Here is a 26,077-nt window from a genome sequence, read left to right on the forward strand (position 1 = left end):
CTACTCGCTAATTCCTTAGTGATCCTTCTTCCAGGCGTCGGAATTCACCCAGTAGTCGAGGTTCTTCTGCAGGCGGCCGTCGATCGTGACCTGGTTGAGGAACAGGTTCATCCAGATCAACAGGTCCGGCTCGTCATAGCGGGTGGCGAAGGCAAGCGGCTCCTTCGACAGGAGATCCGGCATGATGGTGAAGGTGCCGGCGGGATAAGCAGTCGACTGACCCGTGACCGCCGAGACGTCGTTGACGCCGCAATCGGCCTGGCCGTTGTTGACGGCGTCGAGCAGCAGCGGACCGCCGCCCTTGTAGCTCTTGATGTCGGCATCCGGGAAGGCGTTCTTGGCTTCCTTTTCGCCGGTGGCGCCCAACAGCACGGCGATCTTGGTGCCCTTGGCCTTGCAGTCCTCGGTGGTCTTGAACTTGCTGTCGGCCTTGGTGAACACGGTGCTGCCCGTATACATGTAGGGCGTCGTGAAGGCGACCTTCATGCCGCGTGCCAGCGTCGGCGTCATGTCGGCGACCAGCAGGTCGGCCTTGCCCGAGAGCAGCGCCGGGATCAGCCCGTCCCAGTCATAGTCGAGGAAGGTGATCTTGACGCCCATTTCCTTGGCCATCAGCTCGGCGAGTTCGACCGAACTGCCGGTGCGTTCGCCATTGGCGCCGACCAGCGAGAAGGGCGGTCCTTGCGTCTGCACCGCGACGCGCAATTCGCCGCGCTTGGTGATCTCGTCGAGCGTTCCGGCGCTGGCCGCCGTTGCAAGGCCCGCAAGTGCAAGTCCGGCGATAAAAAGTCTGGCAATCTTCATGTGGCATTCCTCCCTGTTGTAGCTGTTGTTTTGCCCGCGGAGTCCCTTGGGCTCTTTTTGAGCGGCAGCACCGTTTGCCGGCGGCAGCCACCGTTCGAAAATCCTCAGTCCCAGGCCACCGTTTCGGCAACCCTGATGCCGCGCCTGCCCAGTTCGTCGAAGAAGCTGGTGTCGGGCACATGCTGCAGCGGGTTCAAAAGCCCTGGCGTGGTGATCTCGCGCCGCGCCAGCATCTGCGCCACGATGCTGGCGGGGTAGCCGACGCCGAGGCTCATGCCGAACAGGCCGGAGCCGAGGTCGCGTTCGATGATCAGGTCCGACGTCACCGTCTTGGCGCGACCGCCCTCAAGGCCTGAAAAGACATTGCGCATCACGCAAAGGTCCTTCTCGTCGGCGCCATACTGCAGTTGCGGGCCAAGCAGCCGGCCGAGAAATTCGCGCGGGCTGGCGCTAGTGCCGGGCACCTTGTCTTCGGAGAGGAAACCGAGCTCCTTCAGCGGCGCCCAGAACGCCGACCAGCCCGGCCAGCGCAGCGTGTAGCGACCCGAGCGCTGCAGCCCCTTGGCAGCGGCCAGCATCTCGACATAGTGCAGCGCGTCGCCATTGGGGAAAGCTTCCAGCCGGCCGAGCCCCGCGACCTCGATCTCGTGGATGAAGCGGTTGTCGTGCTGCTGGCCCGCCGACACTTCGACGCGTTTGCCGTCCTCGATCATCACGCTGTCGCGGTTCTGGCTGACCAGAACCATGTCGAAGTTCCAGCTCACCTTGTAGCAGAGGGGCTTGGCCATCGCCTTAGGCTCGGGGATGCCGCCACAATAGGAATCGATTGAAGAAATTGTGTCGAACTGCTTTGCGGCGCGCGCGTAAAGCACGAGGTCGATGCCGGGGTCGAGCCCGCATTCGGTCATGATCGAAACGCCGGCCTTTTGCGCCTCCGGCGCCAGATCGGCAATCGCCTTGCCGTAGTTGGTGGTGACCAGCGGCGTGCGCGTCGCGATCGCCGCCTGCACCGCCTCGCGCATCAGCGGCTGCGGCAGGAGATCGATGACGGCGTCGACGTCGGCCACAACAGTGGCAAGCGCCGGACCGATCGGTCCTTCAGGCACCACGAAACGCACGCGGGAAAGATCGGTCAGGCCGGTAAGCCGGGCAGGGCCGTCGGCTGCTGTGTCGACACAGACGATTTCCTCGACGCCGGCGCTGGCGACGAGATCGGCGATGGCCGCGCGGCCCTGCAGGCCGAGGCCGCCGAGAACCGCTATTCTCATGTCGGTTCCTTGCGCGCTGGGATGTCTTCCGACCAGCAGCCTTCGGGAAGGCTGACCCATTTGTTGCAGGAGGCCATGACGACGAAGGTCTCGCTGCGCACCACTTCGCCGGGAATGCCGGCGCCCGGGATCAATTCGCTGGTGATGCGGTAGAGGTCGGCGACATCGCCGGCGACGGTCACGTCGACGATGATATCGAAGCGTCCGGTAACCACGGAGGCCGAGTTGACGAAAGGCAGTTCGGCAATGCGCTGCGCCAGCTCGCGGGCGCGGCCTCGGCCTTGGGCATTGATGCCGACAATGGCCGAGATCAGCTCCGGGCGCTCGGTCAAATTCAGCAGCCCGACGATCTTCAAAAGGTTGCGATCGAGCAGATTGCGCAGCCGCGAGCGCACCGTCGGCACCGAGATCGCCATCGTCTCGGCGATCCGGTTGATGCCGGGCTGGGCATCCTGCGACAACAGCTTGACCAGCCGTCGATCGGTTTGATCGAGATGCTCACGCAAGGCTATACTTTCATAAAGGAGAAAAATGGAAGACAATTTCTTCCTGATATGAAAATAGCCTATGAGAAATTTTTAATAACAGCAAGAGCGGAATTATCGCTCGCTGTTGTGCCAGCTTCGAGAAGATGGCGATCTCCCCCGAGGGCGAGGTCACCTGTCATCGACGCATTCGTCAGTCGCTACGCTGATCGGCTGGCCCGGAAGATCGCCACAGCAGCCGCCGTCAGCGCCGCATTGCCGGAGGCCACGGTGCCATCCGGCAGCCCCTTGCCGTCCTCCAGCCCGACGCGCGTCGACCAGTTGCGCTCCGCCGCACGGCGCACGAACGGCCAGACCGTGGCGTCGGCGCCATGCAGCAGGATCGCCCGCCGGATGCCGGCGCGCTCCAGCACCTTTTCGATTCCGTCCGAAACGGCAAACGCCTCGTCCAGCGTCTGCTCGGAAATCTCAATCAGGATACGCAGAACGCGCCCGCCATGGTCGAGGCTGACCAAACGCTCGGCGTCGGCGACTGAAGCCAGACCGGCTTCGATGCCGATGCCACGCTGCCGCAGGCTCTCCATGACGATCGGGGCTGCCGTCTCGCTGAGATTGACTGAGGCATAGTCCGGCAATTCGTGCCAGCCGGCGATGGCGACCAGCGTGCTGACATCGTCGTTCTCGATCCAGGCGCCGGTGGAGACGCCGATCAGCGTGCCGGGGCAGGCGCGGCGCAGCGCAGCAATCGTCGGATCCATCGCTGCCGGCGAAAGGCTCTCTCGCTTGTCGGCTCCGCGGGCATGGACATGCAGCTCGGCCGCACCGGCTGCGACAGAGGCCACGCCATCGCGCGCCATGGCGTCTGCGTCGAGCGGCAGCGTGGGATGAAAATCGGCGGAGCGCGCGCCGTTGATACAGGCCTGGACGATCATGGCGGTGGTTCCTGTTTGCGACGAGCCTAACGCAGGGCGGAGAAAACCGGAATCGCGTTAGCGAAGTCTCCTGACAGGTAGGCCGCGATCCGTCGCGCCCCCCTCTGTCCTGCCGGACATCTCCCCCACGAGGGGGGAGATCGGCAGCTTTGGCGCCGGCCATCTTTCTGCAACGTTGATGATTGGCGAAAGCGGGCGCGACATCTGATCTCCCCACAAGTGGGGGAGATGGCCGGCAGGCCAGAGGGGGGCGCCGTAGAGTGCCAGCTTGGCAGGCGCCTGTGTTAATGCGCCAAGCGTCTCGTCATCACGGAGCGAGCGCTTTCAAGGCCATCGTGGCGGCGCGGTATTCGACGAAATCCTTTGGACAGTCGCTGACGGCAAGCCGGTAAAGCCGCAGAGCGTCTTCGGTGTGTCCTTGCAGTCGGTCGAGCTCCGCAGTGTAGAGATTGGCCTCGCAGACCTGGCCGGTTTTTGTGGCCGGGTCCGGATTGTCGGCGGCGGCCAGCGCCTCCACCGGTGTCTGTTCGCCAAGCAGCATGCGCACCACCGGCGCCGGCCATTTCGTCATATCGAGCTTGTCTGTGGCCTCCCGCAGATGGCTCGGCGCGCCGGCGCGACGTTCGGCAAGGTCGAGCCAGATGGCGGAATAGGCATCGTCAGGTTCAAGGGCGGCCGTTCTGCGAAAATCGCTTTGCGCTTCAGTCGCCGCGCCGAAATAGAAATAGACAAAGCCGCGGTCTTGATAAGCAGAGGCGAAACTTGGATCGAGGCTGATCGCCTGACCATAGTCAATGATCGCCTTGCCGTTGTCGCCCTTGGCCAGCCAGACCCTGGCCCTGTCGCTATGGAACGCTGCGTTCCTGGCGTCGAGACTGATTGCGCGGTTGAGGTCGTCGATGGCGTGGTCGTAGTCTGCCTTCCTGTACCAGGCGACACCCCGACTGGCATATACCAAGGCGTCGGCCGGATCGAGCTTGGCCGCTTGGGCGAAGTCGTCGAAGGCACGCTCATAGTCCCCCTTGTCAGCCCAGGCGATGCCTCTGTTGAGGTAGGGATTGACCAAATTCGGATCGAGGGCGATTGCATGGTTGTAATCGGCGATGGCGCGATCGGGGTAGCCCTTGCGCGCCCAAGCCAATCCTCGATTGGAGAACGGCATGGCGAGTTTCGGATTGAGCCTGATCGTCTGCTCGAAATCTGCAAGGGCGCGATCGTTATCGCCCTTTGCCGCCCACACCAGGCCTCTGTTGTTGTAGGCGTCGCTGTAGTTCGGGTTGATCGCGATGGCCTGATCATAGTCGGCAATGGCGCCGTCATTGTCGCCGGCGCCGGATCGGGCGTAAGCTCGCGCATAGTACGCGACGGTGAGTTTCGGATCGAGGCTGATGGCGGTGTCGAAATCCGCCAGCGCGCGGTCATGGTCGCCCTTGCTCGACCAGGCGAGGCCTCTGTTGTAGCGGACGGTGGCATCCCTTGGATCGACCGCGATGACCTCGTTGAAGTCCGCAATGGCGCCGTCATAGTCGCCCTTTTCCGAGCGGGCATTGCCGCGCCGGTAGTGGGCATGCGAATTCTTTGGATCGAGACGGATCACGCTCTCATAGTCGGCCAGCGCCCGCACGCTGTCGCCCTTGCTGCTCCATGCATCGGCCCGGTCGTTAAGCGAAGCGGCGTCGTTCGGGTCGAGCCTGAGCGCCTGGTCGAAATCGGCGATGGCGCGTTCTTTGTCGCCTTTTTCTGCCCAGGTCAGGCCACGGTTGTGAAAAGCCCTGCCGTCATTGGGATTGAGGTCGATCGCCTTGTCATAGTCGGCAAGGGCAAGCTCGCTTTCGCCTTTGTAGGAATGGGCGGCGCCACGGCTGTAGTAGTGTTTGCCATCCTTCGGATCGAGGTCGATCGCCTTGCCGTAGTCGGCAATGGCCTTGTCGAACTCCTCCTTGGCTATCCACGCAAGTCCTCGAAAGCTGTAGGCGTCGATGTAGTTCGGATCGAGGCTGATTGTCCGGTTGTAGTCTTCGATGGCGCGCTCGAAATCGCCCTTCTTGTACCAGGTGGTCCCGCGGCTTGTGTAGATCCTGACATCTGTCGGATCGAGCTCGATCGCCTTGTCATAGTCGGCAAGGGCAAGGTCATCCTCATCGTTATAGGAATGGGCGGAGCCACGGTTGTAGTAGTATTCGCCATTTTGCGGATCGAGATCGATCGCCTTGTTCAGGTCGGCGATGCCCTTGTCGTAGTCGCCCTTCAAGACCCAACTGAGGCCGCGTCTGGAATAGCCGCTGGCGACCGTCGGATCGATATCGATATACGCGCTGTAGTCGGCGATGGCGCGATCGTAATCCTGGCGCTGCGCCCGCGCATTGCCGCGCTTGAAAAAGGCGGTGGCCCGGTTGGCCGGCGGCTCGGTCATGTCCTCGATCATGCGGGTGCAGGCGGCTATCCGCACCGCCGGCTCGACCTCATAGTCGCTGACGCAATCGCTGCTGGCGGCGAGCGCGGGCAGGGCTGGGACAAGCAAGACCGCAACGCCGGCCAGCGACCGCCAGAAAAGCCACTTCCGAACCAGCCCGGTCAACTCGCCCCCCCACGTCATAGACGGTCTCGCAGCGACAGCGCGCCGCGCAGACTGACTGTAATCGATGGGAATTTTTGGGCAATGGCGCCGCTCGGGCTGTCTCAGTCTTCGTCGGTCCAGATCAGACGCAGCAGGCGCAGCAGCGTTGCGCGCTCTTTTTTTGTCAGCCGCTGCAGGAACCGGTCCTCGTGGTTGCGAACCTGCCCCCGCCATGCCGGCATGGCGGCTTTGGCTGCCTTGGTCAAAGCGAGCACCTGCATGCGTCTGTCCTGCGCATGGTCGTCGCGTTCGACCAGGCCGCGCTCCTCGAGTTCGGCAAGCAGCGGTGCCATGTTGGCGCTTTTCATGCCGAGCAGACGGCAGAGTTCGGCAGCGCTGATGCCGGGTCGCTCGTCGATGAGTGCCAGCATGCCGTAGGTGACGGGGCGCAGCGCCGCATCGGCCAGCTCGACCGTGAAATCATTGAGCGCCAGGGCCGAAGCGCGCCGGAGATTGTAGCCGATCTGCGCGTCGAGCCTGTCTTCGGGCGCGACCCCCTTGCCGGAACCGGTGCGATTTGCAGTCTCGTTCATGCTGCAATCGATCGCCGTGATCAAAACCCTTGTCAAGCAAAAAAGACTATGCAACATAGCGATTATAAAAGCTATGTAGCATAGCGATTAATGCGAGGAGGAGCACGGCTCTTCGCTTGCCATGCACGACCGCAAACCGGAGGAGAGTTGCCATGACCGAAGAGACCGTAGCCTTCGACATCGAGGACGGCATCGCCTGGGTGCGCTTCAACAGGCCTGAAAAGCGCAACTGCATGAACCCGGCGCTCAACCGGCGCATGATGGAGGTGCTCGATCAGCTGGAATACCGCGACGATGTCGGCGTGCTGGTGTTGTCGGGCGAAGGCAATGCCTGGTCGGCGGGCATGGACCTCAAGGAGTATTTTCGCGAGACCGAAGCCAAGGGCCTCGGCGCCGTCCGCAAGGCACAAGGCGAAGCCTATGGCTGGTGGCGGCGGCTGCGCTGGTATCGCAAGCCGACCATCGCCATGGTCAATGGCTGGTGCTTTGGCGGCGGCTATGGCCCGCTGTTTGCCTGCGATCTCGCTTTCGCCGCCGACGAGGCGCAATTCGCTTTGTCCGAAATCAATTGGGGTATCCTGCCCGGCGGCGGCGCCACCAAGGTGGTGGTCGATCTCCTGTCGATGCGCGACGCCATGTACCACGCACTGACCGGCGAACTCATCGACGGCAGGAAGGCGGCGGCCTGGAAGCTGGTCAATGAAAGTCTGCCGCTGGAAAAGCTGAAAGCGCGCGTCACCGAAGTGGCGAACATTTTGCTGAAGAAAAACCCGGTCGCTCTGAAGGCGACCAAGGACGCTATCCGCCGCGTCGGCGAGATGACCTACGACAATGCCGAGGACTATCTGGTGCGCGCGCAGGAGGCGGCCAATTCCTACGACAATGACGGCCGCAAGGAAGGCATCCGCCAGTTCATCGACGAGAAGAGCTACAAGCCCGGCCTCGGCGCCTACGACAAGGCAAGGTGAGACATTCGATCGGGGAGGAGATGCGAGATGCCGGCCTGGACGACGCCTGATCCAGTGGCCTTGCATGCCGCGACGCAGCCGGACCGCATCGCTTGCGTCGACCTCGCTTCCGGCCGGCGCTGGACATACAGCAGGCTCGATGAAGCCATCCAGCGCGCTGCCGCCGTGCTCGAAAGCGGCTACGGCATCGGGCCGGGTCAGCGCATCGCCACCGTCGCCCGCAACAGCGCCGACCTGCTGATCCTGCAGCAGGCCGCCATGCGGCTCGGCGCCGTCTTCGTGCCGGTGAACTGGCGCCTCGCTGCGCCTGAGCAACAGGCGATCCTTGCCGATTGTGATCCCGCGCTGCTGCTGCACGATGCTGCGTTTGAAATGGTGCCGCCCAAGGACTGCATGACGGTCAAGGTCGCTGATTTTGCGGCGGCGGTGGAAGCGCAGGCGCCGGCGCCGCGCCGGCCTTTGCCGCCGGCCGATCAGCCATCGATCATCCTCTACACATCGGGCACGTCGGGTCGCCCCAAGGGCGTCATCATCACCGAGGCCAACGCCTTCGCCACCGCCGTGAATTTCGGCCTGCTGGGGCGGGTCGGCAATGCAAGCGTCTTCCTCTGCGACGCGCCGATGTTCCATGTCATCGGCCTCATCACCAGCCTGCGCCCGCCTTTGCTGCAAGGCGGCACCGTGCTGATCTCGCCCGGCTTCGAGGCCGCTGTCACCAACCGCCGCCTGGCGGACCCCGAGCTCGGCGTCACCCACTATTTCTGCGTGCCGCAAATGGCCAAAATGCTGCGTGACGATGCCGCGTTCTCGCCAGCAAGCTGGACCACGCTGACCGCCATCTTCACCGGCGGCGCGCCCAATCCCGCTGCCGACATCCTCTGGTGGCTGGAGCAGGGCGTGCGCATGGTCGACGGCTTCGGCATGACCGAGGCCGGCACCGTGCTTGGCATGCCGGTCGAGGCCGGCCAGATCGCCCGCAAGGCGGGCTCCGCCGGGCTGCCGGCGCCGTCGCTGTCCCTGCGCATGGTCGACGAAGATGGCCACGACGCCGCAGCCGGCGAGGCGGGCGAAATATGGCTCAGCGGACCCAATGTCACGCCGGGCTACTGGAACCGGCCGGACGAGACCGCGCAGGCCTTCACATCGGATGGCTGGTTCCGCACCGGCGACATTGCGCGCCGGGACGAAGACGGCTTCGTCACCCTTGTCGACCGCCGCAAGGACATGTTCATTTCGGGTGGCGAGAACGTCTATCCGGCCGAGGTCGAGATGGCGCTGCTCGATCACCCCGACATTGCCGAAGCAGCCGTCATTGGCATCGCCGACGAGCGCTGGGGCGAGGTCGGCCGCGCCTTCGTCGTATTGAAATCCGGTCGTGCTCTCGACCCGGCATCGCTTGCGGCGCACTGTGCCGCTCGCATCGCCCGCTACAAAGTGCCGAAGGAATTTCTGCCCATCGAGGCGCTGCCGCGCACCGCCTCCGGCAAGATCCAGAAACACATTTTGCGCGGCTGGCGGTGAGCTGGAGCATCACCGCCATCCTTCATTGCATGCGCGCTTTGGCCACGTCGGCCGGCGTGATGGCGGATTGCTTGCCGCCGAAATGCGCCAGCACATAGTTGCCGAGCGCCGCGATCTCGACATCCGAATAGGCATTGGCGAAAGCCGGCATCGCCTGCTTGCCGAGCGGCGTCGTCATATGCGCGCCCTTCAGGATGACCTGGATGAGGTTGGTGCCATCGGGATCGTTGACCGTGCGGCTGCCGCGCAGGGCCGCATAGGGTGTCTGCAGCCCTTCGCCGTTCCAGCCGTGACAGCTGGCACAGGCGCCCTGGAACAGCTTCAGGCCGAGCCCGCTTTGCGCCACCGAATCCGCAGAGGGCGCGTAGGCGATGGACGTCGTCAGTGTTGCCGGCGGCTCCGCTTCGACGATCGCCTTGTCGCTGCTTGTCTGAGGCGGCACGGTTTTCACGTAGGCGACGATCGCCTTGATGTCTTCCGGCGTCAAATGGCGCAGGCTGTAGTCGACGGCTTCGCCCATGCTGCCGGTGGCCGAACCGCGCCCGTCCGCATGGCCCTTGGACAGATAGTCGAACAGTTGTTCGTCGCTCCAGCTGCCGATGCCGGTCGTCTTGTCCGAGCTGATATTATAGGCCTTCCAGCCCTGCAATTCGGCGCCGGCGAACTTCTTGCCGTTGTCCAATCCATAAAGCAGGTTGCGTGGCGTGTGGCATTCGCCGCAATGCGCCATGGCTTCGACCAGATAGGCGCCGCGGTTCCATTCTGCGCTCTGCTTTTCGTCTTGCGACAGCGGACCGTCGGGAACGAACAACAGGTTCCAGAACCGCAGGACATAACGCTGGTTGAACGGGAAGCTCAGATCGTTCTTCGGCGCCTCGGCGTGCACCGGCGGCAGGCTGAACAGATAGGCTTTGATCGCCAGCGCATCTTCCGTGGTCATCCTGGCATAGGCGGCATAGGAAAAGGCCGGGTAGAGATTGCGGCCCTGGCTGTCGATGCCTTGATGCAGCGCGCGCACGAATTCCGCGTCGCTCCAGTTGCCGATGCCGGTTTCCTTGTCGGCGGTGATGTTGGGGGAATAGACGGTGCCGAACGGCAGCTTGAAGGCAAGGCCGCCGGCATAGGGTTGGCCGCCTGATGTTGTGTGGCAGGCGGCGCAATCGGCCGCGCGCGTCAGATATTCGCCGCGCTCGATCAGCGCCTGGCCGGTCGGCAGTTTTGCCGCCGCCACGGAGACGTCCGGCAGCGGCGCCGGCTTGAACAGGAAGATCGCAACGCCGGCGGCGATGACCACCACGATAGCAAGGAGGATGCGGACCAAGAGGATGCGGACCAATCTTCTCATGGCTTGGCCCTCACAGCGCTTCGGCTTCGGTTTCGACGCCGGTCTCCGGGCGCTCCTTGCTGTTCACCAACGCCGCCAGCAGGGGCGCTGCCAGCGGCGGCACCATCGAGACGCTGGTCTTGTCGGCGCCGTCGCTCTTCAGCTGGTTGCGGTCGATGGGCAGGCTGCGCAGGCGTTTTCCCGTTGCCGCAAAGATCGCGTTGGCAAGGGCAGGGCCGGCCGAAACCGTTGCCGTCTCGCCGATACCGCCAGGCGATTCCAGGCTCTTGACGTGATAGACCTCGATCTTCGGCGCCTCATTGTTGCGCAGGATGCGGTAGTCGTGAAAATTGCTCTGGTCGACGCGGCCATTGCTGAAGGTGATGCCGCTGTAGAGCGCCGCCGACAGGCCGAAGATCAATCCGCCTTCGATCTGTGCCTCGACCGTGTTGGGATTGATGGCGATGCCGCAATCGACGGCGACCACCGCGCGCTGCAGCGTGATTTCGCCGGCCGCTGAAACCGAGATCTCCAGCACCGCGGCCATGTAGCTGCCGAAGGCATCGTGCAGGGAAATGCCGCGGCCGCTGCCGGCTGGAAGCGGCGAGCCCCAGCCGGATTTCTCGGCCGCAAGCTCGAGAACGCCCGCGGCCCGCGGCTGGTTTTTGGTCAGCGCCCGGCGATACTCCACAGGATCCCTGCCCACCGCATGGGCGAGTTCGTCCATGAAACTTTCGACCACGAAGACATTGTGCGTCGGTCCGACGCCGCGCCACCAGGTGATCGGCACCGGCGGATCCTCGCGCACCCAGTCGACCTGGATGACGGGCAGGTCATAAGGTGGTTTGGCGGCACCCTCGACGGCATCGTCGTCCAGCTTGTCCTGCGGCCAGCCGCCCGGAATGTAGTTGCCGAGCACCGAGCCGCCGGCGACATGATCGATCCACACCGCCGGCAGGCCGTCGGCGCCGAGACCGGCTGATATCCGGTCGTAATAGGTGGGCCGGTAAAGATCGTGCTGGATGTCTTCTTCGCGCGTCCAGATGACCTTGACCGGGTAGCTCACCTGTTTGGCGATCGCCACCGCCTGGCCGACGGATTCGGCGACCAGCCGGCGGCCGAAACCGCCGCCGATCAGGTGATTGTGCACGATGATCTTGTCTAGCGGGAAGCCCGTGACCTGTGCCGCCCAGCCTTGCGCCTGTGTGGGCACCTGGGTGCCGACCCAGATCTCGCATTCATCGGCGCGCACATGCACGACGCAGTTGATCGGCTCCATCGGCGCATGCGCGAGGAACGGCAGCTCATAGCTTGCCTCGACCGTCTTGACGGCGGCTTTCAGCGCGCCGGCGACGTCGCCTTCCTGGCGCGCCATGATCGGCGTCTTCTGCTGGGACGCAGCCTTCAGCGTGGCCATCATATCGGCGCTTGAAAGCTTGGCGTTGACGCCTTCGTTCCAGGTGATGCTAAGCGCCTCGAGACCCTTCTTGGCGGCCCAGAAATGATCGCCGATCACGGCGACCGCATTGTCCAGCTTCACAATATCGCGCACACCGGGAATGGCGCGCGCCGCGGTCTCGTCGACATCGCCGAGCTTGCCGCCAATGACCGGACAGGCGGCGACCGTCGCCACCTTCATGTCGGGCACGCGCACATCGATGCCGTAGATCACTGCGCCGTTGACCTTGCCTGCAGTGTCGACCCGGCGCAGCGACTTGCCGATCAGTTCGAAATCCTTGGGATCCTTGAGCTTGACGTCGCTCGGCACCGGTTGCTTGCCGGCTGCGTCGGCGAGCGCGCCATAGGCCAGCTGCCGGCCTGTCGGCTGATGCGTGACCACGCCAAGCTTGGCGCTGCATTCCGAAACCGGAACCGACCATTGCACGGCTGCTGCCGCAACCAGCATCGTGCGGGCTACGGCACCTGCCTTGCGCAGCGATTCCCAGGTTGCCCGCATCGACGTCGAGCCGCCGGTCGCCTGACCGCCCAGCAGCGCAGTCGTATAAAGCTTCTCGTTGGGCGGCGCGTCGACGACCTTCACCTGATCGAGGCCGACTTCCAGTTCCTCGGCAATCAGTGTCGCTTCGCCGGTATGGGTCCCTTGTCCCATTTCGATGTTGGGCAGGATTAAGGTGATCTTGCCGTCGCTGTCGATGCGGATGAAGGCATCGGGTGAAAAGGCGGCGGTGACGTCGCCCTCGACGGGCTCGGCCGCGGCAAAACCGGGCCTGATGCCGGCGCCCAGCATGCTGAAGCCGAGCAGAAGGCCGCTGCCTTGCAGGAAGGCGCGGCGCGAGGTGGCTTTTTGGGTGGAGGAGGACGGCTTGCTCATGGCTGGCTATCTCCCTCAGGCCTTCGCGGCCTGTTTTATGGCCGCTCGTATGCGTGTGTAGGTGCCGCACCGGCAGATATTGCCGGACATCGCCGCATCGATATCGCTGTCGCTCGGGTCGGGGTTGCGATCCAGCAACGCCGTGGCCGACATGATCTGGCCGGACTGGCAATAGCCGCACTGGATGACTTCGAGGTCGAGCCAGGCCTGTTGCACTTTCTTGCCCGATTGCGTCGCACCGATCGCCTCGACGGTGGTGACATGGCGCGAGCCGACCGATGCAACCGGCAGCACACAGGAGCGCACCGGTTGTCCGTCAAGCTGCACCGTGCAGGCGCCGCATTGGGCTATGCCGCAACCGAACTTCGTGCCGGTCAGGCCGATGACATCGCGCAATACCCACAGCAACGGCATATCGTCCGGCACGTCGACACTGCGATCCTCGCCGTTTACATTGAGCGCAATCATGGTCTCTCCTCGGTTATCCGCATCCCCGTGGATAATGCAGTAGGCACAAGTTCGCCGGTCGTGTCTAATCAAATGGTAGTTGTTCTCGGCAACGCAAAGGGTGTGCGAACCGCACGCGCCTGCGCCATGGTGCCCCTGATCTTTGCTGGATTGCCTGAAAGGATTTTGCGATGGCTGAGTTGAAGGTCAGGACCCGCGTCACCGGCGCGACGGCAACGTTGCAGCCCGGCGGCCTGCCCGCCGTCACAACGCCGACCGGCGGCGCGGTCGATGTCGTCACCGGGGTCAGCGCGCCGGGCTTCAACCCGCTCGACCTACTCTACGCCTCGCTCGCCGCCTGCATGGTGCTGAGCGCCCGCATCGCCGCCAGTCGTCTTGGGGTTGCCGCCGAGCTTGGCGAAGTACGCGCCGAGGTCAGCGGCGAGAAGGCCAAGGACGAACCGTCGCGTGTCGAAAAATTCAACATCAGGCTCGACATTGCGGGGGATCTCGACGCTGCGACGAAGCAGAGGATCGTCGAGGATGCGGAATCGATCTGCACGGTCTCCAACACCCTGCGCGCCGCGCCGGAACTGCATGCGACGCTTGGGTGAGTGCAGAACGCCTCGCGCTGCCACCAACCAAGGACCATCCCATGGCCATGATCCCGCCGATCGACTACGCCTCGGCATCGCAAGACATCCGCGCCGAGCACGACAGGGAGCTTGGCCTGCGCGGGCGCATGACCAACATGAAGCGGATCCTGCTGCATTCGCCCGCGGCGCACCGCATCTATGCCGAATGGTTCACGCTGCGCGATCTGTTGAAGCCCTCACTCGACGACCGCGCTGTCTGGCTGTTGTCGCTGGCGATCTCGCAAGTCTGCCGCGCCGAGATTCCGGTCACCTTCTTCCGCCGCGCGCTGATCGATAGCGGCCTTGATCCGGAGGCGATCGAACCCCGCGCCGACGAGGCGTTGCTGATCGAATTCGGCAAGGCAGTCGCCGCCGATGCCAATGCCGTTCCCGACGATGTCTGGGCGGCACTAAAAGCCCGCTACGACGACACACTGTTGGTCAACCTCGTCGCTTTCGCCGGCATCATGGTGGCGACCTGCGTTTTCACCAACGCGGTGCGGGTCGACCTCGATCCGGAGTTGGAGGTGTATCGGAAGTGGTGACGCACGGTTTTCCCTTCTCCCCTTGTGGGAGAAGGTGGCCGAGCGAAGCTCGGTCGGATGAGGGGTGTTCCAGCTTGGCGACACGTTCGAAATTGCCACCGCCCCATTCCGTCGCGCACCCCTCATCCGTCTCGGCGCTAACGCGCCGATCCACCTTCTCCCACAAGGGGAGAAGGTCACGCCCCACCTCCGCAGGAATCGGGTGGCCTGCACCTCTCGTTCGCCCCACTTTGCCCACAAGCAAAGGAGGCATCCATGACCATCCATTCGATAGGCGCCAAACGGGCAACCCACTCGGCCGAAGCGCGCGTGGCGACGCAGGACTGGAGCGCACTGATCGGCGAGCTGAACAGCCATGGCAGCGCCGTCATGCCGGCGCTGCTTTCGCCCGAGGAGTGCGCCGAGATCGCCTCGCTCTATCCGCATGAGGAGCATTTCCGTAGCCATGTGGTGATGGCGCGCCATGGCTTCGGCAAGGGCGAGTACCGCTATTTCCGCTACCCGCTGCCGGATCTGATTGGCGCCTTGCGCACCGCGCTCTATCCGCGCCTTGCATCAGTCGCCAACGACTGGAACGAGCGCATGGGCACGGCACAGCGCTATCCCGACGACCACGCGGCCTTCCTCCAACTTTGCCACGAAAACGGCCAGACGCGGCCGACGCCGCTTCTGCTCCAGTATGGCCCCGGCGACTTCAACTGCCTGCACCAGGATCTCTATGGCGATCTCGCTTTTCCCTTGCAGGTGGCGATCCTGTTGTCCGAGCCGGGTGAGGATTTCACCGGCGGCGAATTCGTGCTGACCGAACAGCGCCCGCGCATGCAAAGCCGCGCCGAAGTGGTGCCGCTGATCCAGGGCGACGCGGTGATCTTCGCTGTACACAATCGCCCGGTGCAAGGCACGAAAGGGCACTATCGCGTCAATCTCCGGCACGGCGTCAGCCGTCTGCGCTCAGGCAGGCGGCATACCGTTGGCATTATCTTCCACGACGCGAAGTAATGTCACCCGCTTCTGCGCAGTTCTGTCGTCCCGCTGGCTGCCCGAGATTGGCGCAGGCTCACACTTCGTCGACGTCGAACAGCAGCATCGTCAGGTCGTCGTCCCCTGGGGCGAGTATCCGCCGGTCAGCGGCGCAGGCGATGCCGATTTCGGTGGCAAATGCGCTCTGCATATCGGCGAGGCTGTCGAAATACAGCGTCCCTACCAGATACGGCATCTCGCCCGCTGAGCGCTTGATGATAGGCCGCCTGCTGATGTCGTAGCGCCGCAGACCGGGAAGCTTCTTGGCCAGCGGCACATGAATCTCGAAATAGTGCCGGTCGAAAGCCTCAGGACAGGCCGGGGTTTTGTAGATCACGAGCATCTTGGCCATCTTCGTATTCCTGTCCTGTTGGTGTTGCCGGTTGGGGGCCATGCAGGCCGCCGCGCCAATGTCGTTTCGCGAGGGCGGATTTCGACGATCCCTGGATTATTGTTTTCGTGACGGGCGACGGGGTCCGCGCCACCATCTGCGGCGCTTGTGCCTCTTCCCCCGCGACCCTCATTCGCGTATGGCCCCGGGCAAATCCCTCAATTTCGCATCAGCTCCCGGACCGCCCAATGATCCGTCTTGAAAATATCGGCAAGCAAAACGGCCGCCAGATCGTCTTCATCGAGGCCTCGGCCGCCCTGCAGAAGGGCGAGAAGGTCGGCCTTGTCGGGCCGAACGGCGCCGGCAAGACAACCTTGTTTCGCATGATCAATGGTGAGGAGCAGCCCGACGAGGGCCAGGTCCAAGTCGATCGCGGCGTCACCATCGGCTATTTCAGCCAGGATGTCGGCGACATGGCAGGCCATAGCGCGGTCGCCGAAGTGATGAACGGCGCCGGGCCGGTCAGCGACGTGGCGGCCGAAATGGCCGAACTCGAGGCGGCCATGGCCGATCCCGAGCAGGCCGATCGGATGGACGAGATCATCGAACAATATGGCGAGGCGCAGCACCGTTTCGAGGAACTCGATGGCTATGCGCTCGACGGCCGCGCCCGCGAGGTGCTCGACGGTCTCGGCTTTTCGCAGGAGATGATGGACGGCGATGTCGGCAAGCTCTCGGGCGGCTGGAAGATGCGTGTCGCGTTGGCGCGCATCCTTTTGATGCGGCCCGACGTCATGCTGCTCGACGAGCCGTCGAACCATCTCGATCTCGAAAGCCTGATCTGGCTGGAGCAGTTTTTGAAGGGATATGAGGGCGCGCTGCTGATGACCTCGCACGACCGCGAGTTCATGAACCGCATCGTCAACAAGATCGTCGAGATCGACGCCGGTTCGCTCACCGCCTATTCCGGCAATTATGAATTCTACCAGCAGCAGCGGGCGATCGCCGACAAGCAGCAGCAGGCGCAGTTCGAGCGCCAGCAGGCGATGCTGGCCAAGGAGATCGCCTTCATCGAGCGCTTCAAGGCGCGTGCTTCGCATGCTGCACAGGTGCAGAGTCGGGTGAAGAAGCTCGACAAGATCGACCGCGTCGAGCCGCCCAAGCGCCGCCAGATCGTGAATTTCGACTTCCAGCCGGCGCCGCGTTGCGGCGAGGATGTCGTGACGCTGAAGAATGTCCACAAGGGCTACGGCAGCCGCACCATCTATGAAGGGCTCGACTTCCAGGTCCGCCGCCGCGAGCGCTGGTGCATCATGGGCGTCAACGGCGCCGGCAAGTCGACGCTGCTGAAGCTGGTCGCCGGTGCTTCCGACCCCGACACCGGCACGGTCGCGCGGGGGCCGAGTGTGAAAATGGGCTATTTCGCCCAGCACGCCATGGAAGTGCTGGAGGGCGAGCGCACAGTGTTCCAGACGCTGGAGGACAATTTTCCTCAGGCCGGCCAGGCGCCGCTTCGGGCGCTCGCCGGCTGCTTCGGCTTTTCCGGCGACGAGATAGAGAAGAAATGCCGCGTGCTGTCGGGCGGCGAGAAGGCGCGGCTGGTGATGGCGCTGATGCTGTTCGATCCGCCCAATCTTCTGGTGCTGGACGAGCCGACCAACCATCTCGACATCGCCACCAAGGAGATGCTGATCACGGCGCTCTCCCAGTACGAAGGCACCATGCTGTTCGTCTCGCACGACCGCCATTTCCTGGCCGCACTCTCCAATCGCGTGCTGGAACTGACGCCGGAAGGCATCCACACCTATGGCGGCGGCTACACCGAATATGTCGAGCGCACGGGGCAGGAAGCGCCGGGGTTGCGAGGGTAGGGGGATCAGGAAGGTGGTCCCTACAATCTATTCAATAACGACCTAAGATTATCGAAAGCGTCTGCTTCATCTGGAGCTCGCTCGCCGGGGCTGAGCCCACAGCTAGCTCGTTGCCCGGTTGGCAAGCTGATCGAACGCAACTCCCCAAAAAAAGCCATTCTGAAAGGCGAGAGTAAAGTGTGCAAACGACATACGTGCCTTATTCAATCCGGCCGTATAATATAGTTGTGGAAATACGACCATGCTGACGATAAGAGCAATGAAGGCGTCACTCCATGTAAAAGACCCTGCAGCTTGAGATAGAAAATCATAGGCTGCCTTAGCGACAGCGCCGAGTACCACTCCAAAATACAACACAACCTGTCTACGGTTTTCTACGCCCTGGGCACCCATCACCGGGTAGGCGCCCCAAAGGGAGAAGTAATTCTCTATTCTCTGTGTGAAGTTAACTTCAGCCAAGCCAAACCTCCATATCGCGCGTGCCCACGACTTGTTCTGCATCAAAGAGTTTGCCTAGCGGCCCATCCGAACTTCCCTTTCGGAGAAGCCGCTCGAAAAGAGGCCGATATCTCTCGGGGTTTATCTTGGCCTGAGGCGCCGCTACACCCATTGCGCCGCAGTCTAGGAGCGCTTCAGTCAGAGATCTGAAGTCACCAGTCTGAGCGGATTCGCAACAGAAGAGATAAACCATCGGCGCATTGGATAATATCTTGTCGCGTATATTGTAAAAATCGTCCTCTGATACAGTGGAGCCTTCAGGCGGTGGAGCCGGCAGATATATAACTTGAGCGTCGGCGTGTGCTACTATAATCACAACATTCTTGCTGGCGCTTAAGGCTTGCAGGATGCTTTCCTTCGAAGATGATCTCACAATGGGGTAGTCGAGGCGGATTGCACTGCCAACCCATTGATCCGCAATTCCTTCCCACAGGTTCCAATGCTCGCTGGATTTAAACACAGCGGACTGCTCGTCCTCGCTGTTAGGAATTGCCGAAATGACCTGCGTATTGGATGGAGAGATTGGTTCTCTAGTCAAAATTTTTGAAATATTATCAGAAAGCTTTTTAGTATTTTTATCATAAGATCGCACGACAATATCGCCTGTTAATATAGATTTAAAGTTTATATTTTGGAATTCTCCATCAACAACGGCAATTAGACTTTTATTGCTAAAGAAGTGTCGAAGTGGCTTGGCTATCTTCTTTAGAAACGTCTCTATGGCCGTCGAGCTGTTCGCCCAGGTCGGAAGTTTAATATACATGCTCCCGTGGCGCCCGGAACCAAAGTGGATGTAGGTGACCCCGCCGTGCTGATGCACGGAGACGATCCCCTGGGAGTCTCGATCGAGCAGGGTGCTCCAATTTGTTCGAAGAAACTTGGCTGCGTCCGCGGTCGTTTTTGAGGCCTCATCGGACAGTTTTGGAGGGATGATGCTCACCTCCACCTCGCTGTATCGATTCGCAATGAACCCGAGGGTCGCGATGGACTTCCACCCCCACTTTAGCGCGGACGTGACCTGATCCACTGCTCTCTTGGATGCAGCCTGCAAATTGTCGCGTTGGGTCTTGAACCGAGAGAAGGCCTCTTCCGAGATCGTACGCAATGCGCTTCGGCTCACAAAACCACAAAAGGACGGAAATTCATTTGCGGCTTCGAGTGGCAAAAGCTCCGGCGGCGTATCATGTTCGGATTTGCCGAAAGCAATCCACTGATCAGACAGATAGTCGACTTCTGCCGCGATCCGTTTTTCATCCTCTCTTGCGACCCTTTCCCGCTCCGCCCTCTCTTTTTTCGCGGCTTCATCCTCAGCGGCCTTCAGTTGCCGCCAAGTTAGCTTCGGCTCTTGTATTTCTACTTCGATTTCGGGCGACCGCGTCCGCGTCCGTGGCACTTCGCGAGTAACCATCGGCATCCCCTCTATTCAGCGAAACATAATATACAATCTTTAAGATCGGTCTACGTGTGAAATCGAGCCGCTGAGTCGATGTCACATGCCTAGTCCGTAGCTTTGTCTGCATGCGAGCGGATCGCCCGGCAGTCAGATCAATGTATGGCTGCCAAGTCTCCTAATGCTGGTCACAACTCGTTACAGTAGTGGGACGCCGTTCTATTCCGCAGTCCGGCCAGGCGCCGCTGCGGGCGCTCGCCGGCTGCTTCGGCTTTTCCGGCGACGAGATAGAGAAGAAATGCCGCGTGCTGTCGGGCGGCGAGAAGGCACGGCTGGTGATGGCGCTGATGCTGTTCGATCCGCCCAATCTTCTGGTGCTGGACGAGCCGACCAACCATCTCGACATCGCCACCAAGGAGATGCTGATCACGGCGCTCTCCCAGTACGAAGGCACCATGTTGTTCGTCTCGCACGACCGGCATTTCCTGGCCGCGCTGTCGAACCGCGTGCTGGAACTGACGCCGGAAGGCATCCACACCTATGGCGGCGGCTATACGGAATATGTCGAGCGTACGGGGCAGGAAGCACCGGGGCTGAGGGGGTAGCCCCGCGCTCGGCAGAGACACGTCGCGCCCCCGCTGGTTCCCCTCGCTCATTGTCGATCGGGTCAGCCTGCGAGAAGCCACATTTCCACTGCGAAAACTCGCCGGTGTCGCCTAGAGCAATTCCAGGAAAGTGTGAAGCGGTTTTCCGTCCGGAATTGCGTCAAAACAAGGAGATAGAGCGGTTCTGCGATTCCGTGAAACGATGAACCGCTCTAGGTGTTTAGTCCCGGCATTTGCTGGAGCGGATCAAGCTTGAAGCGCTCGGGCTGTGTGGCCCAACCTTGCAGATGAACTCATAGGGCGTGAGGCCTTTGAGGGTCTTGAGCCTGCGGCCGAAGTTGTAGGCCGAGATGAAGTCGGCGAGGTGCTGGCGGAGCTGGTCGTGGCTCTCGTAGTAGAAGCGCCTGACGGTCGCATCCTTGATGGTTCGGTTCATCCTCTCTACCTGGCCGTTGGTCCATGGGTGCCTCACCTTGGTCGTGCGGTGCTCGATGTCATTCCTGGCGCAGGTGAGCTCGAAGGCATGGGCCCAGACAGTCTCGCCATTATCGAGAGCCTCCTTGATGAGTGGCACGGCCGACCCGCCGGCGCCGGGCGTGGTGAACTGGATGCCGTTGTCGGTGAGCACGGTGTGGATCTTGTAGGGAACGGCCGCGATCAGGCGCAGCAGGAAACCCTTGGAGACGGCCGTGGTGGCCTTCTCGTGCAGTTCGACGAAAGCGAACTTCGAGGTGCGATCGATGGCGACGAACATGTGCAGCTTGCCCTGTTCGGTGCGCACCTCGGCGACGTCGATGTGGAAGTAGCCGATCGGGTAGCTCTTGAACTTCTTCTTCGCCGGCTTGTCGCCTTCTACGTCCGGGAGCCGGCCGATGCCATGGCGTTGCAGACAGCGATGCAATGAAGACCGCGTCAGGTGCGGGATCGTTGGTTGTAGGGCATAGAGGCAGTCATCGAGCGGCAACAGCGTGTAGCACCGAAAGGCGACGATGACGGCCTCCTCCTCGGGCGAGAGCACCGTCGATCTCGGCTCTCTCGGACCGGTCGGCAGATCGGCGACCGAAGCTCGCCTCTTCCACTTCGCAACCGTCTTCTGGTTGATCCCGTAGCGTTTGGCCAGCGCCCTCAGGCTCTCTTGACTATGCTGTATCGCTCGACGGACCGCCTCTGTCGTCGTGGCGCTCCCGTGTAGAATTTGGCCCATAGTGCATCCCTTGATTCGGAGGATAAGGATGCCCCATCAAAGCTTGGGATCAAACATCTAGGGTTGCTCATATGCTGCGAGTGCCTTGGCGACGCCGGCAATGACGTGCTCAACATCGCTCGCGTGTTCGAAGGCGATTCCGGTTTGCGCAAACTCCAGTGGCGAATAATCAGGCGCTATCCGCTTGACCTCTGCCATGATGCGCTGGGCTTCTCCGAGATCGCCGAGTTGAGCGTGGCACGCCGCCAGCCTTGTCAGCCGCCAGGGGGTCTTCAAGGGGAGCTTGGACATGCTGACGAGCGCGGCCTTGTAGTCTCCAACCGAGTATAGCGCGATGGCGCGATCGGCGTGGTACCAGTCTGGATGGATTGGGTTGATCCGTATTGCGCCGTCAAATGCCGCAAGAGCCTCAAGAGGCCTGCCTCGCATCGTGAGTAAGTATCCCATTTGCGCGATTGTGTCGGCGTCATATGGGTTTAGCTGAAGTGAGCGTTGAAGGTGATGTTCAGCCGCTTCGAACCGGCGGGCAAAGAGGAAAGCCTGGGCGAGTACGCGATGACAGCGTGGCTCTTCCGGCGCCAAGGTCACCGCACACTCCGCGCGGTCGATCACTGAACCAAGCAACGCCGGGGATGCCTCGGCACAGCCACCGATAAGGAGATCGGCGAGCGCGATGTAAGAATGCGCCAAGGCATAGGTCGGGTCCTTTTCGACCGCAGCCTGGAAAAGACCGCGCGCGGCCTCATTGTCATCATCGCCGTAACCGCGCAGCCGGACCAGTCCACGCAGGAAAAGCTCGTATGCGGCCAGGCTGTCGGGAGGTTTTGGGGTTGCTTGCTTGACACCTGCGTCGTCGAGCCGAGCGACCAGCCGGTTCACCACACGGTGGGCGATTTCTTCCTGCATGTCGAAGATCTCGCCGCCGGACGCGGAAAAGGTTTCGCTCCAGAGGACTCCACCCGTCGAAGCAATAATGAGACTGACGGTGACCCGCATGCCGTCTGCGCGGGTCGTCGCCCTGCCGCGGACCAGATAGGTTGCGCCAAGGCTGTCGCCAATGGCACGCCAATCGGAAGCGGAACCCGAGACAAATTCAAATCCGGAATTGCGTGCCAGCACGACGACCGTTCCGAAGCGAGCCAACGCATTGACAATGTCCTCGGCGAAACCGTCGATCAAAGGGGTGTCTTCCGGCGCACCTTCATTGCTGAAACGCAGCACCGCAACACTCGGATATCCAGAGCACTCTTGCTTTGGCGCCTCGAGAAGAGAGAGGATGTAGCCGCGTTTGGCGACCGTGCGGATAATGGTTTGGCTTTCGTCGTGCAGCGCCTTTCGCAACTCCCTGACCGCCTGCGTCAGTGAGTCCTCGGTCACAAAGACATCGGGCCACACCGCGGACATCAGTTCCGACTTGGTCGCGACGCGCCCGACATTCCTGCTGAGATAGGTCAGCAGGTCAAACGCCTTGGAGCGCAGAGCAACAGGTTTGCCGTCGCACAGCAGCAAACCGCGGGCAAGATCAAGCTCGCAACTGCCAAGTGCCAGTACGTGCCCTGGGTTTTCTCGCGACATTGAATGCCGATCTGACCAGCTCGACCAAACGCTGCCTGATTGGGGTCTCAATCGGCGCGGACGTCAAGGGATCAGGAGAATTTGATCCGACTTCACCTTGGCTGGAGGTCATGCGCCTCTCCACGGCGATGATCTCGAGCATTTCGAACATTGTTCCAGGCATGGGCGCACAAGGGGACCCAGCCATGACGCTGGATGCAAATTCCAGGAGTTCCTGCCGGGCGGCTTGGCGCGTGTTCTCATTCGGTGACATGGTCGACCTCCTCCAGTTCGCCCTTGAGAACAATGAAGCCAAAGGACTGGCGCGTACCGGAAGATTTCTGAAATTCTGCTGAATCTTTCTGTCGATCCATATGTCGAGCACAGGGGACAGGAAGCGCCGGCTGCGGAGCTAGAGCCATTTCAGGAAACGGTTCTTCCGTCCGCAATTGCGTCAAGCAGGGTTTGTCAGCTCGCCGCCAGCCATTTGCGTGACTGGGCGAATGTCTTGAAGGCTTTTGCGTCCATCGGGTAGCCGAAAAGGAAGCCTTGCAGGATATCGCAGCCCAGCTCTTTCAGGATCTGCGCGTGCTCCATCGTCTCAACGCCCTCGGCGATCACTTCGATACCAAGCGACTTGCCGATGTCGATGATGGACGACACCAGCTGCCGCTGCGCGGTTGAGCTGGTGATGGGTGTGACCAGCTGGCGATCGATCTTGAGGCGACGCGGCCGCAACTTCAAGAGCGAGACGATCGAGGCATGCCCGGTGCCGAAATCGTCGATCTCGATGTCGATGCCGAGCTCCTTGATGTGTTCGATGTTCCAGCTGACCAGTTCGTCGTTTTCGTCGAGGAAAATCGACTCCACCAGTTCGAACGACACGGTTCCTTGCCTGATGGGAAGCTTGCGCAAACCCTTGATCAGGTCCCTGTCTTCCAGGCGCCTGGCGGAAACGTTGACCGACACGCGCGGGATGTTGAGGTGGCTGTGCGACCAACGCTCGAAATTATCAAGCGCCTGCTCCAGGACAGTGCGGTCGATAAGCGCCACGACATTGAGTTCTTCAGCCACCTTGATGTAGGCGTCGGGGGTCAGCATGCCGCGTTGTGGATGATCCCAACGCGACAGCGCCTCGACGCCGACGATCTCCAGCGTCTTGGCGTCGAACTGCGGCTGGTAGTAGACGACGAACTCGTTCCGCTCGAGACCGCCCAGAATTTCGTCGGCGGTTTGCTTGGTCCGCACGATCTCGCTCTGCAGCTCTTCGTTGAAAAACTCGTAACGGTTGCGGCCACGGCCTTTCGCCCGATACAGCGCGAGATCGGCATTGACGAGCAGCTGCTTGGCATCGACGCCGCTGTTGGCCGCAATGCCGATGCTTACGCCGAACCGGCACTGGTGACCCAGATAGTCGATCGGCTGGCGCATCGCATCGATGATGTGGTCGGCAAGCGCGGCAAGCTCCTTGTCGTCGCGTTCATGGCTCAGCACGAAAAACTCGTCGCCGCCGATGCGCGCAACGAAATCGGCCGGACCGACGCTGGCCTTGATGACTTTCGAAGCATGCACCAGCAGTGCATCGCCCGCCGCATGGCCGAGCGTGTCGTTGATCTGCTTGAAGCGGTCAAGGTCGAGATGCAGCAATGCTGCGCGGCCCTCGGCTTCGCGGTTTTCGGCTAGCATCTCGTCCAGATACCGACGGTTGGGCAGACCGGTCAGCGAATCGTGCAGCGCGACATGCTCGATGCGGGCCTTGGCCATGTTCAGTTCGGCATTTTTCGATTCTGAAAGGCGACGTTCGCGCACGAGATTCTCGTTGAGCAGCACGTCCCAGGTCACGTCCCATTCAGCGCCGATCATTTTTGATCCGCCGTTGATGTCCTGGAAGAAACTGGCGCGTGTGCGGACATGGCGAATGGTGCCATCTGGGCGCAGGAGCCGATACTGCGAAGAGTAGGGGCCCTGTGTCGCGGCAGCCGAATCGAAGTCCGCTTTCGCCCGCTCGAAGTCTTCAGGGTGGATCGACAGCGCCCAGTCGTTGTAGCCGCGGGTCTTTCCGTCGGCGGGTTTGCCATAGATTTCGTTGATGCGGTCGTCCCATACGAGCTCGTTGCTGACGATGTCGTGCTCCCACACGCCTATCCCTGAGGCTTCCAATGCCAGCTCCAGCCGCCGGGACAGGCGCCTCAACTCGGCGTCATTTTTCTGTCGCTCACCGAAAAGACGTCCTGCCACGAGGATCGGCAGCACCACCAGCGCGCCGGCGAGCGCCATGAGCGTCCGCAGCAGCCACTCATTTTTCGGACCGGTCGGCCAGCCGCCCTTCGGTATGGCCGAAATTTGCCAGGAGCCTGAAGGCAGTTGCACCTCTGCCGTCACTGGATTGCTGGCCACGACATTGTCGCCGCCGAAGAACAGTTCGCCACCGCCCCCAAGCGCATCCTTGCCGATGAGCGCGACATCGATGTCGAGCTCAGGGTCGGTCAGTCCGCTCGCGCTGTAGAGCCGATCGATATCGATCACGGCCGAGACAATCCCCCAAAACCGGTCGCCGCCACCCGCCGTCGGCACGAAGACGGGGATGCGGCCGATGAAACCTCGCCCGCCTTGTGCCAATTTGACCGGCCCGGCGAGCACCAGCGCGCGCTGGTCACGAGCGCGAAGCGCAGCCATGCGTTGCGCCTCGGTCTTGCGGTAGTCCAGACCGATGGCTTTCTCATTGCCTTCCAGCGGGTATATCAGCGTGATGACGAGATCGGGCGCGCCGGCGATATCGCGCAGTTGCGATTTTTGCTCGAACAAATTACGGGCGAGCGCCGCAAATCTCTGCTGGCCCATATAGGGCTCGGTAACGACCGCTGAAACGAGACCCTGAACCAGCTGGAGATTGCCGGTTATGTTGCCTTCGAGCTTGGCACGTATGATGTTGACCTTGGCCAGGACGTCAGCGCGCGCGAGCTGATCGGAGACCTCTCTGTTCCTCTGGTCGGCAACCAGGGCACAGACGAGAAGCACAACAAAGGCAATCGCCGCCGGCAAGTTGGCGGAAGAAAAAATGGCCCGTTTCAACCGGCCGGGATTGAACCTCGCTCCTGCCAATTCGATTTGGGTACCTTTCCAGTAGTCCGTTCGCCGACCATAGTAGCTAAAGTTTAAATTTGAACTTCAAGACGGTCCTGAGACTATACGT

The 26,077-nt window shown here is 61.8% G+C and carries 21 protein-coding genes and 2 pseudogenes; 8 read left to right on the top strand and 15 right to left on the bottom strand.

Annotated elements, in window-relative coordinates:
* Nucleotides 1-15 precede the first annotated feature (15 nt).
* From H0241_RS28585 to H0241_RS28610, 6 genes are all read right to left on the bottom strand, one after another.
* On the bottom strand, nucleotides 16-804 hold the full coding sequence (locus H0241_RS28585; protein ID WP_181061123.1) for an ABC transporter substrate-binding protein: 789 nt from the start codon (nucleotides 802-804) through the stop codon (nucleotides 16-18).
* 104 nt (nucleotides 805-908) lie between these two features.
* On the bottom strand, nucleotides 909-2,072 hold the full coding sequence (locus H0241_RS28590; RefSeq protein ID WP_181061124.1) for a saccharopine dehydrogenase family protein: 1,164 nt from the start codon (nucleotides 2,070-2,072) through the stop codon (nucleotides 909-911).
* On the bottom strand, nucleotides 2,069-2,578 hold the full coding sequence (locus H0241_RS28595) for an Lrp/AsnC family transcriptional regulator (protein ID WP_181061125.1): 510 nt from the start codon (nucleotides 2,576-2,578) through the stop codon (nucleotides 2,069-2,071). The genes H0241_RS28590 and H0241_RS28595 overlap by 4 nt, the downstream gene beginning before the upstream one ends.
* A 179-nt stretch (nucleotides 2,579-2,757) precedes the next feature.
* On the bottom strand, nucleotides 2,758-3,489 hold the full coding sequence (locus tag H0241_RS28600) for a 3-keto-5-aminohexanoate cleavage protein (protein ID WP_181061126.1): 732 nt from the start codon (nucleotides 3,487-3,489) through the stop codon (nucleotides 2,758-2,760).
* A gap of 307 nt (nucleotides 3,490-3,796) precedes the next feature.
* Nucleotides 3,797-6,085 (bottom strand): tetratricopeptide repeat protein, encoded by a 2,289-nt coding sequence (locus tag H0241_RS28605; RefSeq protein ID WP_181061127.1) that lies wholly within the window; start codon nucleotides 6,083-6,085, stop codon nucleotides 3,797-3,799.
* A gap of 83 nt (nucleotides 6,086-6,168) precedes the next feature.
* Nucleotides 6,169-6,639 carry a MarR family winged helix-turn-helix transcriptional regulator gene (locus H0241_RS28610; protein ID WP_181061128.1) on the bottom strand — a complete coding sequence of 157 codons (471 nt, stop codon included), beginning with the start codon at nucleotides 6,637-6,639 and terminating at the stop codon, nucleotides 6,169-6,171.
* A gap of 152 nt (nucleotides 6,640-6,791) precedes the next feature.
* On the opposite strand from H0241_RS28610, the gene H0241_RS28615 reads away from it, so the two are divergent.
* Both H0241_RS28615 and H0241_RS28620 read left to right on the top strand, forming a co-directional pair.
* Nucleotides 6,792-7,607, top strand: coding sequence for a p-hydroxycinnamoyl CoA hydratase/lyase (locus tag H0241_RS28615; protein ID WP_181061129.1), 816 nt, complete (start codon nucleotides 6,792-6,794; stop codon nucleotides 7,605-7,607).
* A 27-nt stretch (nucleotides 7,608-7,634) separates the two neighbouring features.
* On the top strand, nucleotides 7,635-9,128 hold the full coding sequence (locus tag H0241_RS28620) for an AMP-binding protein (RefSeq protein WP_181061130.1): 1,494 nt from the start codon (nucleotides 7,635-7,637) through the stop codon (nucleotides 9,126-9,128).
* A 22-nt stretch (nucleotides 9,129-9,150) separates the two neighbouring features.
* Here H0241_RS28620 and H0241_RS28625 read toward each other — a convergent pair whose 3' ends face one another.
* From H0241_RS28625 to H0241_RS28635, 3 genes are read right to left on the bottom strand one after another with little or no spacing between them, the layout of a single operon-like run.
* On the bottom strand, nucleotides 9,151-10,473 hold the full coding sequence (locus H0241_RS28625) for a c-type cytochrome (protein ID WP_181061131.1): 1,323 nt from the start codon (nucleotides 10,471-10,473) through the stop codon (nucleotides 9,151-9,153).
* Between the two features lie 10 nt (nucleotides 10,474-10,483).
* A complete protein-coding gene (locus H0241_RS28630; protein ID WP_181061132.1) occupies nucleotides 10,484-12,784 on the bottom strand; it encodes a xanthine dehydrogenase family protein molybdopterin-binding subunit in 2,301 nt (766 codons plus the stop codon).
* A gap of 15 nt (nucleotides 12,785-12,799) precedes the next feature.
* Nucleotides 12,800-13,252 (bottom strand): (2Fe-2S)-binding protein, encoded by a 453-nt coding sequence (locus H0241_RS28635; protein ID WP_181061133.1) that lies wholly within the window; start codon nucleotides 13,250-13,252, stop codon nucleotides 12,800-12,802.
* A 170-nt stretch (nucleotides 13,253-13,422) separates the two neighbouring features.
* Here H0241_RS28635 and H0241_RS28640 point away from each other — a divergent pair, with 170 nt between their 5' ends.
* The 3 genes from H0241_RS28640 (at nucleotide 13,423) to H0241_RS28650 (ending at nucleotide 15,410) form a co-directional block, all read left to right on the top strand.
* Entirely contained in the window at nucleotides 13,423-13,845 is a 423-nt protein-coding gene (locus H0241_RS28640) for an OsmC family protein (protein ID WP_181061134.1), read from the top strand.
* 41 nt (nucleotides 13,846-13,886) lie between these two features.
* The gene (locus H0241_RS28645) at nucleotides 13,887-14,411 is read left to right on the top strand and encodes a carboxymuconolactone decarboxylase family protein (RefSeq protein ID WP_181061135.1); all 525 of its coding nucleotides are present in this window, start codon (nucleotides 13,887-13,889) and stop codon (nucleotides 14,409-14,411) included.
* A 255-nt stretch (nucleotides 14,412-14,666) separates the two neighbouring features.
* The gene (locus H0241_RS28650) at nucleotides 14,667-15,410 is read left to right on the top strand and encodes a 2OG-Fe(II) oxygenase (RefSeq protein ID WP_181061136.1); all 744 of its coding nucleotides are present in this window, start codon (nucleotides 14,667-14,669) and stop codon (nucleotides 15,408-15,410) included.
* 58 nt (nucleotides 15,411-15,468) lie between these two features.
* Here the strand turns inward: H0241_RS28650 and H0241_RS28655 are convergent, their stop codons facing one another.
* Nucleotides 15,469-15,783, bottom strand: a complete 315-nt coding sequence (locus H0241_RS28655) for an EthD family reductase (protein WP_181061137.1) — start codon at nucleotides 15,781-15,783, stop codon at nucleotides 15,469-15,471.
* A gap of 227 nt (nucleotides 15,784-16,010) precedes the next feature.
* On the opposite strand from H0241_RS28655, the gene H0241_RS28660 reads away from it, so the two are divergent.
* Nucleotides 16,011-17,633, top strand: a complete 1,623-nt coding sequence (locus H0241_RS28660; protein WP_181061138.1) for an ABC-F family ATP-binding cassette domain-containing protein — start codon at nucleotides 16,011-16,013, stop codon at nucleotides 17,631-17,633.
* Nucleotides 17,634-17,735: 102 nt separating this feature from the next.
* Here H0241_RS28660 and H0241_RS28665 read toward each other — a convergent pair whose 3' ends face one another.
* Both H0241_RS28665 and H0241_RS28670 read right to left on the bottom strand, forming a co-directional pair.
* A complete protein-coding gene (locus tag H0241_RS28665; protein ID WP_181061139.1) occupies nucleotides 17,736-18,092 on the bottom strand; it encodes a hypothetical protein in 357 nt (118 codons plus the stop codon).
* Entirely contained in the window at nucleotides 18,085-19,539 is a 1,455-nt protein-coding gene (locus H0241_RS28670) for a hypothetical protein (protein ID WP_181061140.1), read from the bottom strand. The genes H0241_RS28665 and H0241_RS28670 overlap by 8 nt, the downstream gene beginning before the upstream one ends.
* 200 nt (nucleotides 19,540-19,739) lie before the next feature.
* Here H0241_RS28670 and H0241_RS28675 point away from each other — a divergent pair.
* Nucleotides 19,740-20,126: pseudogene (locus tag H0241_RS28675) on the top strand (ATP-binding cassette domain-containing protein); the annotation flags it as partial.
* A 212-nt stretch (nucleotides 20,127-20,338) separates the two neighbouring features.
* Here H0241_RS28675 and H0241_RS28680 read toward each other — a convergent pair.
* Both H0241_RS28680 and H0241_RS28685 read right to left on the bottom strand, forming a co-directional pair.
* Nucleotides 20,339-21,330: pseudogene (locus H0241_RS28680) on the bottom strand (IS481 family transposase).
* A 57-nt stretch (nucleotides 21,331-21,387) separates the two neighbouring features.
* Nucleotides 21,388-22,905 (bottom strand): winged helix-turn-helix domain-containing protein, encoded by a 1,518-nt coding sequence (locus H0241_RS28685; protein ID WP_181061141.1) that lies wholly within the window; start codon nucleotides 22,903-22,905, stop codon nucleotides 21,388-21,390.
* Between H0241_RS28685 and H0241_RS28690 the strand changes: the two genes are divergently transcribed.
* On the top strand, nucleotides 22,905-23,240 hold the full coding sequence (locus tag H0241_RS28690; RefSeq protein WP_235984534.1) for a hypothetical protein: 336 nt from the start codon (nucleotides 22,905-22,907) through the stop codon (nucleotides 23,238-23,240). The two genes, H0241_RS28685 and H0241_RS28690, sit on opposite strands and share 1 nt — an antisense overlap.
* A 112-nt stretch (nucleotides 23,241-23,352) precedes the next feature.
* Here the strand turns inward: H0241_RS28690 and H0241_RS28695 are convergent, their stop codons facing one another.
* A complete protein-coding gene (locus tag H0241_RS28695; RefSeq protein WP_181061142.1) occupies nucleotides 23,353-25,956 on the bottom strand; it encodes a bifunctional diguanylate cyclase/phosphodiesterase in 2,604 nt (867 codons plus the stop codon).
* Nucleotides 25,957-26,077: the final 121 nt, after the last annotated feature.

Origin of the sequence: Mesorhizobium neociceri (genome assembly GCF_013520985.1) — a bacterium.
Lineage (GTDB): Bacteria > Pseudomonadota > Alphaproteobacteria > Rhizobiales > Rhizobiaceae > Mesorhizobium > Mesorhizobium neociceri.